The organism is Pseudanabaena sp. PCC 9330 (genome assembly GCF_055795045.1).
Genome location: NZ_JAYFES010000096.1, coordinates 1 through 13877 on the forward strand (window position 1 = coordinate 1; position 13877 = coordinate 13877).

At 58.1% G+C, this 13877-nt stretch carries 13 protein-coding genes; 4 read left to right on the plus strand and 9 right to left on the minus strand.

The features are described from left to right. Positions 1 to 434 (plus strand): photosynthetic reaction center family protein (locus AC0QKW_RS10180; protein WP_473150956.1); only part of this gene is annotated, 434 nt, incomplete at its 5' end. Between the two features lie 345 nt (positions 435 to 779). Here AC0QKW_RS10180 and AC0QKW_RS10185 read toward each other — a convergent pair. The 9 genes from AC0QKW_RS10185 to AC0QKW_RS10225 all read right to left on the minus strand — a co-directional run bounded on the left by AC0QKW_RS10185 (position 780) and on the right by AC0QKW_RS10225 (position 10584). Beyond that, positions 780 to 2345, minus strand: a complete 1566-nt coding sequence (locus AC0QKW_RS10185; protein ID WP_473150957.1) for a mercuric reductase — start codon at positions 2343 to 2345, stop codon at positions 780 to 782. A 206-nt stretch (positions 2346 to 2551) separates the two neighbouring features. Further along, positions 2552 to 3226, minus strand: coding sequence for a response regulator transcription factor (locus AC0QKW_RS10190; protein ID WP_473150958.1), 675 nt, complete (start codon positions 3224 to 3226; stop codon positions 2552 to 2554). Positions 3227 to 3260: 34 nt separating this feature from the next. Then, positions 3261 to 3650 carry an ATP-binding protein gene (locus AC0QKW_RS10195; protein ID WP_473150959.1) on the minus strand — a complete coding sequence of 130 codons (390 nt, stop codon included), beginning with the start codon at positions 3648 to 3650 and terminating at the stop codon, positions 3261 to 3263. A 108-nt stretch (positions 3651 to 3758) separates the two neighbouring features. Further along, positions 3759 to 4325 carry a hypothetical protein gene (locus AC0QKW_RS10200; RefSeq protein WP_473150960.1) on the minus strand — a complete coding sequence of 189 codons (567 nt, stop codon included), beginning with the start codon at positions 4323 to 4325 and terminating at the stop codon, positions 3759 to 3761. Between the two features lie 215 nt (positions 4326 to 4540). Beyond that, the gene (gene moeB, locus AC0QKW_RS10205) at positions 4541 to 5713 is read right to left on the minus strand and encodes a molybdopterin-synthase adenylyltransferase MoeB (RefSeq protein WP_473150961.1); all 1173 of its coding nucleotides are present in this window, start codon (positions 5711 to 5713) and stop codon (positions 4541 to 4543) included. 69 nt (positions 5714 to 5782) lie between these two features. Then, positions 5783 to 6301: a M67 family metallopeptidase gene (locus tag AC0QKW_RS10210; RefSeq protein ID WP_473150962.1), complete on the minus strand. Its 519-nt coding sequence runs from the start codon at positions 6299 to 6301 to the stop codon at positions 5783 to 5785. Between the two features lie 45 nt (positions 6302 to 6346). After that, positions 6347 to 8002 carry a TolC family protein gene (locus AC0QKW_RS10215; protein WP_473150963.1) on the minus strand — a complete coding sequence of 552 codons (1656 nt, stop codon included), beginning with the start codon at positions 8000 to 8002 and terminating at the stop codon, positions 6347 to 6349. A 203-nt stretch (positions 8003 to 8205) separates the two neighbouring features. Further along, positions 8206 to 9615, minus strand: coding sequence for a TIGR03279 family radical SAM protein (locus AC0QKW_RS10220; protein WP_473150964.1), 1410 nt, complete (start codon positions 9613 to 9615; stop codon positions 8206 to 8208). A gap of 42 nt (positions 9616 to 9657) precedes the next feature. Then, positions 9658 to 10584, minus strand: a complete 927-nt coding sequence (locus AC0QKW_RS10225) for an undecaprenyl-diphosphate phosphatase (protein ID WP_473150965.1) — start codon at positions 10582 to 10584, stop codon at positions 9658 to 9660. Positions 10585 to 10973: 389 nt separating this feature from the next. Between AC0QKW_RS10225 and AC0QKW_RS10230 the strand changes: the two genes are divergently transcribed. The 3 genes from AC0QKW_RS10230 to AC0QKW_RS10240 all read left to right on the plus strand — a co-directional run bounded on the left by AC0QKW_RS10230 (position 10974) and on the right by AC0QKW_RS10240 (position 13817). Beyond that, a complete protein-coding gene (locus AC0QKW_RS10230) occupies positions 10974 to 11681 on the plus strand; it encodes a DUF3120 domain-containing protein (protein WP_473150966.1) in 708 nt (235 codons plus the stop codon). Between the two features lie 136 nt (positions 11682 to 11817). Next, complete coding sequence (locus tag AC0QKW_RS10235; RefSeq protein ID WP_473150967.1) at positions 11818 to 12807, plus strand: FHA domain-containing protein; 990 nt, start codon at positions 11818 to 11820, stop codon at positions 12805 to 12807. Positions 12808 to 12845: 38 nt separating this feature from the next. Further along, the gene (locus AC0QKW_RS10240) at positions 12846 to 13817 is read left to right on the plus strand and encodes a YhjD/YihY/BrkB family envelope integrity protein (protein ID WP_473150968.1); all 972 of its coding nucleotides are present in this window, start codon (positions 12846 to 12848) and stop codon (positions 13815 to 13817) included. Positions 13818 to 13877 lie beyond the last annotated feature (60 nt).

A 13877-nucleotide genomic window follows, 5' to 3' on the forward strand; every position in this document is an offset into this window, starting at 1 on the left:
TGGTGACCTCTTCGCTAGTGCGTGAGACCACCGAGACCGAGTCTCAGAACTACGGCTACAAGTTTGGCCAAGAAGAAGAGACCTACAACATCGTTGCAGCCCACGGCTACTTCGGTCGGTTGATCTTCCAATACGCCAGCTTCAACAACAGCCGCTCTCTGCACTTCTTCTTGGGTGCGTGGCCTGTGATTGGCATCTGGTTTACGTCGTTGGGCATCAGCACCATGGCGTTCAACCTGAATGGGTTCAACTTCAACCAGTCCATCCTTGACTCTCAGGGTCGAGTGATTGGCACCTGGGCTGACGTCATCAACCGGGCCAATCTGGGTATGGAAGTAATGCACGAGCGCAATGCTCACAACTTCCCCCTCGACCTGGCATCTGCCGGTGAGGCGACCCCTGTGGTATTGCAGGCTCCTGCAATAGTCGGCTAGGTGATGAACGGTGTGGGCGAGGTTTGCACCTCGCCCATCTTGTAACGAGGTCGAAGTAGAGTTGACGGAAAAATTGGCGCGTATTGGATAGCGTCTTGTTTGTTAGACCAGCGCTCGATCGCCCATCGCTGCTCATTAAGGTCGGGTTTAGCGCTAGCGGCAGGTCACTACCGGCATAGCCCAACTGGCCTTGAACGGTGCTGCTTAAACACCTGAAGAAAGTTCAGGCGGGGCCGTTGCAGACGTAGCTGATGCCAGAGCTCTCAGTAAGCTTGATTGCCTATTGTGGGACAGAGGGCAAATCGTCGGATAGCAGCAACAACCGGAAATGCATCAACGCTGCTGCTAGCTAAATTTAGTCAGTAGCTTTAGCAGCGATTTTGTGCGTGGGGTCAGCAGGGTACGGCGGTAGGCATCGGCGGCTTTTTTAATCGCCTCGGCCTGGGTCGGGTAGGGGTGAATTACCCCGCTGATGGCGCTTAGACCCTGCCCTGTGACCATCGCTAGAGTAATCTCGCTAATCATCTCTCCAGCATGGCGGGCAACGATAGTGGCTCCCAAAATCTTGTCGGAGCCTTTTTTGTGGAGAATTTTTAAAAACCCTTCGCTTTCACCGTCGACTAAGGCGCGATCGACGGTCGAAAATGGAATCTCAATGGTGTCTGTTTCAATGCCCTTCTGCTTAGCCTCGTGGTCATACAGACCCACATGGGCAATTTCGGGGTCGGTATAGGTCACCCAAGGCATCACCAGGTTGCTGAGCTTGCTACGGCCCAGACCAAAGGGTGAAAACAGGGCGTTTTTAATCACAATGCGGGCGGCAGCATCGGCAGCGTGGGTAAACTTCCAATCCATGCAGATGTCGCCGGCGGCAAAGATGTTGGGGTTGGTGGTTTGCAGATGGTCATTGATTACCACGCCCCGGCGACGATCGTACTCGACCCTGACGGCTTCTAGATTTAACCCATCGACGTTGGGCACTCGGCCTGCTCCCACCAAAATCTCATCGACTTCGACAGTCTGGATGTCTGAGGTAGAGCCGTTCTGGGGGTCATGCTGGCGGTAGTGCAGCCGTTTGCCCATGTCTGTGGTTTCGACCTGCTCAAGCTGGGCATCGAGCACCAGATGGAGCTGTTCTTTAAGCAACTGCCGTTGTACGACCTCGGCCGCCGCCGCATCTTCACGGTTGAGCAGGTGGCCGTGGTTGTGCAACAGCGTTACCTCACTGCCCAAGCGGTGAAAGGCTTGGGCCAGCTCACAGCCAATGGGGCCGCCGCCAATCACAGCCAGACGGCGGGGCCGCTCGGTGAGAGAAAAAACGGTTTCATTGGTGAGGAATCTGGCCTCGGCCAGCCCCGGCACCGAGGGCCGATGGGCGCGAGCGCCAGTGGCGATCACGGCTTTTTTGAAGAGTAGGCGCTGCTCTCCCACCTGCACCGTTGCGTCATCGACAAAGCGGGCCTCACCCAAAAATACATCAATGCCCAAGTTGCTGAAGCGCTCTACCGAGTCGTGGTGGCTGATGTCGGCGCGAATTTGGCGCATGCGATCCATCACGGCAGCAAAGTCAACCTCAATCGACTCTGGCGGCTGGATGCCGAAGGGGGCGGTCGCGCGCATGTCGGCCACCACCCGCGATGAGCGAATCACGCATTTTGAGGGCACGCAGCCCACGTTGAGACAGTCGCCTCCCATCAGGCTTTTTTCGACTAGGGCGACCTTGAGGCCCAGGTCGAGACCCGCTGCCCCAGCCGCCACCACCAGGCCCGCCGTCCCGGCTCCAATGACCACCAGGTCGTAGCGCGGGGCGGGGCGGGGGTTCACCCAGTCTGGCGGGTGAACGTAAGCTTGTAAGGTTTGGTTGGGGCCAGTGAGCGGCACCAGGGCGGGTTCGAGGGAGCGGGGTGTCATAGGTTGGGAGACGTAAGGGTTGGTGGTACAGTGTGCTGCAATGTATACCGGAGGCGGCGAGCGATCGCCAGGATGACAGCAGCAGTGGCGAGTAGCCCTAAACTATGAAACAGGCCCTAGGTGATCTGGCCTGGGGGAATGTTGGACTGACTACCAAGATTGGCAACATTGCCCGTCAAAGCGCCGAGGTAAACATACCTAATGTTCTACTCCCGCAACACGTACCCTACTCCCCGCACCGTCTGAATCAACCGCTTCTCCTCTCCGGCCTCTAGCTTCAGCCGCAGATAGCGGACGTAGACCTCAATGATGTTAGAGTCGCCCATAAAATCATAGCCCCAGACTTCTTCGAGAATGCGATCGCGGGTAAGCACCTGGCGTGCATTGGTCATCAGATAGTCGAGCAGGTCAAATTCTTTTGCTGTCAGCTCAATGGCGCGCTGGTTGCGGCTCACCTGGCGGCTTTTGCGGTCTAGCACCAGGTCGGCATAGACAAGTTGCTCGGCTTCCTGAGGGTGGAGATGGCGCAGGTGAGCCCGCACCCGAGCCATCAGTTCTTCCAGGCTAAAGGGTTTGACCACGTAGTCATTGGCCCCAGAGTCTAGCCCCTCGACCCGATCGCTGATCTCATCCCTGGCCGTCAGCAAAATCACTGGCGTATTCGATCCCGTCTGGCGCAGGCGACGGCACACTTCCACTCCGCTCAGCCCCGGCATCATCCAATCGACGATGATCAGGTCAGGCAGCTGATCACGGGCGGCCATCAGCCCAGAAAGACCATCGTGAGCCACGTTGACCTCGTAGCCCTCATAGGTGAGTTCAAGCTGCACAAACTGGGCCAGCTTGACTTCGTCTTCAACCATCAAAATCCGAGCGCTCATAGTGGTTCTCCTAGTATTGGTGCTCAGGGGGTAACTAGATTGGCAGGCTCATGGTGAATGCGCCGCCCTGGTGGGGTTTTGATCTTAGACTCACTTGGCCTGCCACCGTCTCTACCCGCGATCGCACGAGAGTCAGCCCAAGCCCGTTGCCGCCGGAGCGGTTTCTATCCATCCGGTAAACGAGGTCAAACGCCGCCGCCTGGAACGCTACCGGAATACCCTTCCCGTGGTCATAAACCTGGACCAGGGCCAGGGATACACCATTGCAACGACAAAGCCAAAACGATCTCTCAGGGAAACCCCCACAATTCAGGAGCCACCCTCTAAACCTAACAACCCCACCTGAGAAATTGCTGATAAAGCCTAAAGGCGGCCTCTCAAGTTCATGACTGAGTCGATCGTGCTTATCGGCGCGATCGCGCAATCACTATCGGTCGCAGAGGAACCTCGTTTACCCGTCTTTTCGACGTTCAACCGGCCGCTGAGCACCGCCGCATCAATCCAGAACGTGAAGACTGACCCTATCTCTGAACTAAGGCTCTAGCCGGGCTTGCAAAGCAGGCAGATCGTCTTTGAGAAAGACGGCCATACGGCCCAGGTAGGCGGTACCAGCGCGATCGTAGGCAATCTCTTGCCAGTAGGCAAAGCGATCGCCCTCTCGCACCTCCCCCCGCAGTACCACATTTTGCCCCGGCGCGGGTCTAGCCCCCCGAGCCGGGTAGCGCATTAGCACCATCGCCTGACGGTAGTCGTTAAAGATTTCTTGACCATAGATGGCGCGGAGCGACTCATTGAGGCGATCGCTCGTAATCGGGTTGGCGTGGTCAGCAATGCTAAAGCGCTCGGTGCGAATCTGGCGGCGGTTTTCGTCAGGGCTGACCCCACTGATAGGGAAAACCGACGCTTGAAAGGTGAACCGCTGGCCAGGAGCCACCAGCCGATTAATCGTTAGGCGTTCGTTGGCGACAGGGCGCAAAGTAGGGTTGTTGCGAAACCAGGTTTCAGCCAGGGTCACGGTTTGCCCTGGAATGGCTCTGGCAGGGCAAACAATCAGTAGACTGGCGGCGATCGCCCCGCCCAGATAGCAACACCACTTCATCGACACCATCTCCCAAGAAACCCGTGCCCGATGATAGCAACTGTAGCGACCGGCAACTCACCTGAGCCCAGTTCTTTTAGGGGCTTTAACCGATCAATAGGGTTGAACGCCCCTGCCAACGTCAAATGCCCCGATGGCATCATGTCCATTGGGGCATTTGGCGAGAGGGTGAGCAGTCTAACTGGAGCGGATGGGGGCAGTGTCGACCCTAGGGTCTAATACTCGGGTACAGACGCATCGACCTCTTGGCTCCAGGCGGTGATACCGCCTTTGACGTTGGTGCCCTCAACGCCGTGCTGCTTGAGAATGCTTAGCGCCTTGGCCGATCGCCCTCCCATTTTGCAGTGCACGATCAAGCGATGGCCGTTGAGCAGCGATTTGACCTTCTCCACACCGTCGCCGTTTTCGATATCGGGCAGAGGCACCAGCACCGAACCAGGAATGCGGGCAATTTCGTACTCGTTGGGGTTGCGCACATCGAGCAACAGCACGTCGTCGGCACCGCTGTCGAGCACCTGCTTGAGCTCGGTCACAGTCATCTCGGCAAGACCGGCCTTTTCCTTTTCAGCTTCCATCTGGGCTTGGGGAATGCCGCAAAATTCTTCGTAGTCGATCAGTTTTTCAATCACAGGGCGCACCGGGTTGGGGCGCAGCTTGAGTTCTCTAAAGGTCATATCCAGGGCGTTGTAGAGCAGCAGACGACCGCTGAGAGTCTTGCCTGTACCCAAAATCACCTTGATGGTCTCGTTGGCCTGGATCACGCCGATAATGCCCGGCAGCACCCCCAGCACACCGCCCTCGGCGCAGGAGGGCACCAGACCCGGCGGCGGCGGCTCGGGGTAGAGGTCGCGGTAGTTGGGGCCATCCTGGTAGTTGAACACCGTGGCCTGGCCCTCAAAGCGAAAGATCGAGCCGTAGACGTTGGGCTTGCCTAGCAGCACACAGGCGTCGTTGACCAGGTAGCGGGTAGGAAAGTTGTCAGTGCCGTCTACCACCACGTCGTAGGGCTCAAAAATACCCAGGGCATTCTCGGCGCTGAGGCGAGTTTCGTAGAGATCGACCTGGCAGTGGGGGTTGATTTCAAGAATGCGGCTCTTGGCCGACTCGATCTTGGGCTTGCCCACCCACGACTCGCTGTGGATCACCTGACGGTGCAGGTTGGACTGATCGACGATATCAAAGTCGACGATGCCAATGCGGCCAATGCCAGCGGCAGCCAGATACAGCAGCAGGGGCGAGCCCAGCCCTCCGGTACCTACACAGAGCACGCTGGCGGCCTTGAGCCGTTTTTGCCCATCGAGGCCCACTTCCGGCAAAATAATGTGGCGGGAGTAGCGCTCGTACTCCTCCTTGTTGAGCTGAATGTCGTCCAGGTTTGGGTTGAGCATGGCCTCGGCAGAGAAACTGTGGCGGTGAAAACAAAAACCGGCCAGGCCGGTTTTTCACATCATTTCAGCTTAGGACAAGAATGGGGCTTTGTTGGCGGATGATCCAATCATTTTCACAGGCTCATGCTGGAACTGCTGCTGGTTGTCAAGCTGCCAGCTTTTCAGCTCCACAACCTGTCCTTGCGATACAGAGGCAATCACGTAGGAGTAGACGGGCCAGGCGAGGCGGCGATCGCACTCCGACGGCACCGCCGGATGGTCAGGGTGGGAGTGGTAAATGCCAATGATCTCCAGACCCTGTTCTCGGGCTGACTTTTGCACCCGCAGCAGATCGGCAGAGTCAATGGCATAGCGATCGCGATCGCTATGCCCATCCCCTTGTCCGCCACCATCTAGCCCCCCAGGTTCCCAGGCATTCTCCATAGCCACCACGGCCACCACCTGCCGATGGTCTTCTTGGGCCTCAGCCTGAGCTCCTGCAAAAACACGCTGCCCCACCAACAGCCCGCAGCACTCGCTGGGGTACTGGTCTACGGCAGCCTGGGCAATGGTCTGCCAATGCTCGAAGCTCAGGTAGAGGCCTGCCATGGTGGAATTTAGAGGAGAGCCTATAGACTTGCTGCGATCGCGGCCCTAGGGCAGTTCAGCGGTGGCGAGGTTGCTAACCTCGCGCTCTAGCTGGGCCAGCGCCCGGTTGTAGTTGAGCACCGCCGAGACCAGGTTGCCCTGGGCCTCAGCCAGTTCTCGGGTGGCGGTGAGCACATCGATCTGGGTGCCCACCCCGGCATTAAAGCGCAGGTTGGCCAACTCCAGCGCCTCTTCGGCCTGGTTGACCGCCACCGAAGCGGTATTGATGTTGGCCTGGTTGGCCACTAGAGTGTAGTAGGCCTCTTCAACCCGCACCCGGATGTCGTTGCGGACACTCTCAAACTCGACCTCGTCAGTCTGAATGTCTATCTCGCTCTGGGCTGCCCTGGCCCTGGCGGCACCGCCATCAAACCACCGCCAGGTCATTTGTGCCCCGACCGAAAAGCCATCGTTAATATTGCCCGTGGACAGTCCGGCTGGAGCCGTGAGCAGGGTTTGGGCATCGTACTGGGCAAACAGCCCTAGGCTAGGCCGCACCTGAGACAGCTGAATCTGCCGCTGCGAGTCGTTTATCTGTCGTTCAACCAAAAACTGCTCTAACTCAGCCCGATTTTGAAAGGCGAGCACAATGCTCTCCTCTAGGGAAAGGGGCCAGCTACCAGCAATGCCCACCGCCAGGGTGGTGAGATCGATCGACGGCGGTACATTCAGCCGACGGGCCAGTTGCCGCTGAGAAATTTGCCGCTGGCTGGTGGCCTGGGTCAGCGTTTGGCGGGCATTGGCCACCTGCACCTCGGCCCTTAGCACATCAAAGCGAGTGCCTACGCCCACCTCTTCGCGCAGCTGGGTGTCGCGCAGGTTGCGCTCGGCTTCGTTCAAAAACGCCTGGTTGATGCGAATTTGCTCGATCGCCTCCTGCACAGCGTAATAGTCGGTGATGGTGGCCAGACGCAGCTCTTCGCGGGTTTGCTCGACCTGTAGCTCTGCCACGCGCAGCTGGTCTTCTGCCGCGCGAATGCGGGCCGATCGCTCTCCAGAAAGGCCCAAATCATAGTTGGCACTGACCCCAGCGCTGAGGCGAGTGGCATTATTACTCAGGCCAGCACCGCCAGCGGTCTGATTGGTGTTTTCTAGGGTCGCATTGAGATTTGCCGTGGGCAAAAGCAGGGCTTGCTCGGCTCGCAATCCTTCCTGGCTGCGCTCTAGCTGCAATAGAGCAAGACGCAGCTGCTCGCTGTTGCGGTAGGCCAGATCAATCGCCGTTGCCAACGATAAAGGCTGAGTGCCCAAAATTTCCACTTCTTCTGGGCGGGTGGGCAACAGCAGCGGATTGGGGCTCGGCGTCAGGTAGTCGGGCGGGGTGTCAAACCCCTGCTCGGTGGGGCGCTGCGATTGGGGCACGGCGGGGCGCGATCGCTCTCCCGAATTCACGCCTTCTACCTCTTCTGGGGTTAGAGGGCTGGCCTCTTCGCCAGGCTCCAACCTGAAGGTGGCTGGCCCAGTGGCCGGGGCATCTGTTTGGGCGACAGCGGCATCGCCATCAGTCGGGTTGTCAGCGTCAGAGCCTGACGTTGCCTCAGCTGCGTTGACTGGGGGAAGGGCGTCAGGAGCAGCCCAGCCAGTCCCCGTCCAGCCAGCTATAACAAGCCCCAGGCTCAGCGGTACCAGGCGGCGGCAATGGGAATAAAGCATAGAAACCATGGGCTATCAGCAGCGAAATTGAGTCACTAACGGGAAAAGCGAGCGTTTTCTGCCACAGCTTTTTAGCATATCGGCATCCGAGAACTACTGTAGCCGTCCTTAGCCCGATCTACGTCTTCAGACAGAGCCTGCCCCAGCAACCAAACGACTGCTTGGGGCAGCGACCTAACCCATAGCCTAGCAAACTAAACGGTTTAGTACAATTAGGAGGGAGCCCAGTAGCCCACAGCGGGCTGTAAATGGGCAAACGTGTTGGTCGGCAAATCGCCACAGCAGGCCCGCACCAGGGCATCGGTATCATCCACAGGCAGTACCGGGCAGTTTAAGTGGTGGCTGACCTCAGCCACGCTCATGTCGTCTAAAAAAACGGTATCGTTGGCGTCGCCCGAGTCGCTGGGCTTGAGCATTACCGTAGGCAGCAGCAGGGCGTCACCCAGGGGCCGATTCCTAAGACCCAGTAGTAGATCGTGCCCCGTGAGCAGCCCCGTCACCGTCATCTCTCGCCCCCAGTAGTCGCTGGCCAGGGAGGCCAGGCGTACCGTTAGCCCCTGTACCTGGTTGAGGCGATCGATGATGGGCTGAAAGGCATGCTCAACCGCGTTACCCACCACCCAGGTGAGGGTGCGAGGTGGGCTCACCTCAGCTGGTAAATGAGCCTGGGCCGATTGCTCAAAAGCTTTGAGAAACTGGCGAATCGACCCTACCCCATTGCCTAGCTGAGGGTAGTCTTCATAATGCCTCTCGGCGGGGACTGCTTGCTGGGCAATGAGAAACCACTCATCGGCTAGCCAGACAAAATTAGTGCCAAACCGCTGCCGACACTCGGCTTGAAAGGCCTGCACCTGGGCGATCACCTGGCAGGCCTGGGCCTGGGTCACCGGGGTTAGTTCATCCTGGTCGGGGCGAAATCGAGTGAGGCCAACGGGCACCACGGCGGCGGAGGCTACCGCTGGCACATCTCCCCTGTGAAACCGGGCGAGATCTCTCAGGGTGGTTTCTAAATGTTCGCCGTCATTGATGCCGGGACAGACCACCACCTGGGCGTGAATTTGCAGCCGCTGGGTCTGGAACCAGGCCAGCTGATCGAGAATTTGACCAGCCCGGGAGTTTTTGAGCAGGCGCGATCGCACCTCCGGCTCTGTGGCGTGCACCGACACGTACAGGGGCGACAGCCGAAGTTGGGCAATGCGCTCCCACTCCTGGGGTAGCAGATTGGTCAGGGTCAGGTAGCTGCCGTAGAGAAAGCTCAGGCGATAATCATCGTCTTTTAAATACAGGGTGTTGCGCTTGCCCGGTGGCTGCTGGTCGATAAAGCAGAAGGGGCAGGCATTGTTGCACTGCATCAGCCCGTCAAACAAGGCCGTCTCAAATTCCAGACCCAGGTCTTCGTCAATGTCCTTCTCAATTTCCACCCGGTGGGTCTTGCCCCTGGCGTCAATCACCTCTAGGGCCAGATCTTCATCGGCACAGAGAAAGCGGTAGTCGATCAGGTCGCGGGGTTTTTGGCCATTGATCGCCACCAGGGCATCACCCGGCTCAAAGCCGATTTCCTCAGCGATCGAGTCGGGCAGTACGCGGGTAATGCGGGCGGGGCGAGTTGCCGGGGCAGCCATAGCTGAATTAACGCTTCAAGAAGTAGGATAAGCCTTCTTATCTTAAATGTTTTGCATTTTGCCCGTGGCCAGAGCCACTAAAATCGCCGCTCCAAAGGCCAGCCGATACCAAACAAAGACCCAGGTGCTGTGCTGCTTCAAAAACCGAATTAGCCAAAAGATCGCCAGGTAAGACGACACTAGGGCAGCAAGTAGGCCACCGATTAGAGGCCCTAGGCCAATAGCCCCCAAGCCGCTTTCTAGCAGTCCATTGAGCTCCACCAGCCCAGCCAGGGTGATAGCCGGCACCCCCAGCAAAAACGAAAACCGAGCTGCCGTCGATCGCTCCAGCCCCATGAATAAACCCGCCGTTAGGGTAGACCCCGATCGCGATACTCCCGGAATCAGCGCCAGAGCCTGGGCGAGGCCCATCAAAACGCCATCCTTGAGATCGAGCGCCTCAAAGGTGCGCTTGCGGCTGCCCATCAGCTCACCGGCAGCCAGCAGTACGGCCATTACCATCGAGACCACGGCGATCGTGGCGCTACTGCGCAGCGGGGAGTTGTCAAAGTCAGGAATAAACGCCTTAATCGCCAGCCCACCTAGAACGATGGGGACAGTGCCCAGTAAAATTCCCAGACCCAAGCGAAAATCTGAGGAATCAAACTGTTTCGCCATGGTGGCTTTGACCATACCCAGGGTCACCTGGCGTAAGTCATCCCAGAAGTACCAGAGAATGGCGGCAATGCTGCCGAGCTGAATCACCGCTGTAAAGGCCACTCCTGGGTCGCCCCAGCCCAGCACAACAGGAATCATTTTGACGTGGGCAGTGCTGCTGATCGGCAAAAACTCGGTGAGCCCCTGCACCACGCCGATAACAATGGCCTGCCACAGCGACATATCGGTCAAAATAGAAGCCTCCTCGCCACTGGTTGCCTGGGCCAAGCAGGGTAGCCCGCTAGCCAGGCCGATTGCTAGAGCCATAGTCATAGTGAACTTCTCTCATACAAATTGTTTTAGATTGCCCACGACTGGGCCAGACATGCCTCCCGCTGAACCAAAGCCCACGCATCCTACAAGGCGGTTAGGAGCTGATGACGGCGCGTAGAGTGGAAAACTTTACAAATAACTACCTATACTGAAACGGCTGGCCATAGTAAGGACGGGTGAAAAGAGCGATCCCATTCAGTCCTGTGCGGCATTCTACAAAACCCTCTTGCTGACTTAGGTTAAGAATCTAAATTCTTTTTGCACACTTAATCACTCGGCTGTCTGTCCTTAACAGGCTCTGCCTTAGGTCTGATTGAGGTTTCAACTCTGTGCATGCCCCTGGGGGGCATGCTATGTTAACAACAATTAACTCAGCACTCAGGATTCCATTGAGTCTTTCCTATCCCAGAAAAGCGTCAGTATCGTGGTGGGCCGCAGCATCGAGCTGGGTAACTGCTTCGCGATCGCAGCTTCAGGTCTTTGCGGCATCTCTCGCTCTGGTCATTTTGCCGGTATTTGTCCAAGCTCCCCTGGTGCGGTACTTTCCCTGGGTCAGTTTAGCCATGACTCCCCTCTGGCTGGGGCTGGGTGCCTGGATGATGAAGCGCCCCCGCCTGCACCTGTGGGGCGATTTAATCGTCGGCTTTGGCTGGATCTGGCTAACTGGTTCGCTGTACTGGGGCTGGTTTCGATGGGAGCCGGTGGTACATCTTCCCATTGAGGCCCTGGGGCTACCGATCGCGTTGCTGTGTTTGCTCCAAGGCTGGGGTCGGGTAGGCAGCTACTTTTTCTTGGGTTCACTGCTGGGTACAGCCGTTACCGACCTCTACATCAACTGGATGCATCTTTTTCCGGTCTGGCGGCAGATTATGACCACTAGTCCTGATCTAGCCCCTTTGGTATTGCGCTCTACTAGCGCGGCCTTAGAAAGTGATGTGGCCGCCTGTCGAGCCCTAGTGCTGGTGATCTTTTTGCTGGTAGCGACGGCGATCGCCCTGACCACTTCGCGTCAGCTAGCCTGGTGGGCCTTTGGTGGCGCTGTGTTTAGTACTTTAATTGTCGATGGTTTGTTCTTTTTGACGGCAGCTCTGGCGTAGCTAGCACTGCGGCTGGGTATCTCTGGCATAATAGACGCAGATTCTAGATGCCGTTTTGACGACTTGCTACAATGCAGGGCTAAGATAGCGAGATTGGTATCTTTAGCAGCCTTTATTTGAGCCTTACTATACCTTCGTGACTTCGTTATCTGGCCCTTACCTTGTGCTCAAGATTGCGTCGGGCGATCGCCAGCTTTCTCTAGTGGGTGGCAACTACTGGACAGTGGGGCGCGGCGATGACAACAACTTTGTGCTCCCCGATCGCTGGATCTCGCGCAACCACGCTATGTTCCAGGGTACTGATCACGGGCAGTTTTATCTAATTGACCTCGGCAGCCGCAACGGCACCTTTGTCAACGGACGACGGGTAAGCGTGCCAGTAGTTTTAAAGGATGCCGACCTGATTACCTTCGGCCAGACTGAGTTGCAGTTTTTCTCACCTCAAGCGGTGCCATCGGTAGCGGATATCGCCATTGGCGGGGCTGTTTCGACTGAGTCGACCGCCACGGCTGTGCTCAATCTGCGTCGACTGATCTCAGTGATGGTGGTCGATATTCGCGATTTTAGTGTCTTGGCCCGCCAAATCGATGAAAAGGTGCTCTCTGAGGCCATTGGCACCTGGTTTCGCCGGGCTGGAGAGATCATTGGCCAGTACGGCAGCTGTGTCGACAAGTATATTGGCGACGCGGTGATGGCCGTGTGGGTGCATGGCCCAGAGGGAGCCGACCCCGCCAGCATGGTGCGGATTTTGCAGGCGGTCAGCACCCTGGCCAAGATGACCAACCAGCTCCACGAACAGTTTCCGCTCCCCTTCTCACTGCGGATTGGGGCAGGCATTAACACCGGCTACGCCATGGTAGGTAACACAGGTAGCGGCGATCGCCCCGACTACACGGCCCTGGGCGACACTGTCAATGCAGCCTTTCGCCTGGAGTCGGCAACCAAAGAACTGGGGCTCGACCTGGCCATGGGGGAGACTACCTATGAGTATCTGCACAAAGTTGGAGCCGATGACCAATGCTTTAAGCGGTTTATCGTCGAGCTCAAGGGCTACGAAGAGCTGATCACCACCCGAGCCAGTACGTTCACTGACCTAGACAAATTTTTGACTGACTACGCTTCATGAGTTACGTTCTGGGGCAGTGCCATGGCCAGATCTAGCAATTGCAAGACCATCCAACCCGTGGCGGCTATGGCACTATAGGGGCCATGGTGAAGCGTTTCCTATATCGGTTTAGTCCCCCAGCCTGGATGCCTGCCCTAGCGATCTATGGCAAGGGTCGCCTTTGGCGGGAGCTATGGCACCAGGCGCGGCGATCGCGCTGGGCAGAAGGTGCAGCTGCGGTGGCCTTTTTGTGGCTACTCGGGCTACTGCTCAGCAGTTTTTGTGTACTCCACCTAGACCAGATCCAGGGCGTTTGGCTACCGCCGGGGGCGCTAGAGGGGGCTCGCTCGATCCAATCTGGGCTGGCGATTCCCTCGGCTGAGGCCGGGGGTGAGCCGATTGGCCGCTGGGGCCTGGGGCTGGTGGGGCTAGGGGCCTGGGTGAGCTGGGTGGCCGGCACCCAAAAGCTGTTGCGGTGGGTGGGCGAGGTCTACGGCGATCGCCCCGAGATGCGGCAGTCTTGGCGATCTAGGCTGCTGCCCTGGGGCGTTACCCTACTGGGCCTGGGACTGGGGGGGGCGATCGTTAGCTTAGTAGGCCCAGCTAGCGCTCTAGCCGGGGCGGGGCTGGCTCGCTGGGGCGAGTCTCTGGCTCGCTGGGGGGTGGCCTTGGGCAGCCTCGCTCTGGGGCTAGCCCTGGTATATCGCTTTACCCCTCGGCGCTGGCGGGCCGGGCTGCCCCTCTGGCCGGGTGTGCGACTGGCCCTGGTTTTGGGCTTGGGCATCTTTGTAGTGCGAGGGTGGGGGATGGGATGGTTGACGGGTCAGACCATGGCCTACGCGCCCTTGCTCACCCTGGCGCTCAACCTCTTGACGCTCTACGGCCTGATTGTGTTGGTGCCCGTGGGGGCGCAGGTTAACCTCAGTGCATTGCACCATCACGGTCTAACCCCCCAGCGAACCTGGGGATCGCCCTCATCTATGGCCCCGCCCCCCTCCTTTGACTCGTTCAAGATCAAGCGGCGAGATTAGTTCGCCAACTTGGGCTGCTAGATAGGGAACACCCCATAGCTAGCTCTTATTGTGGCCCTA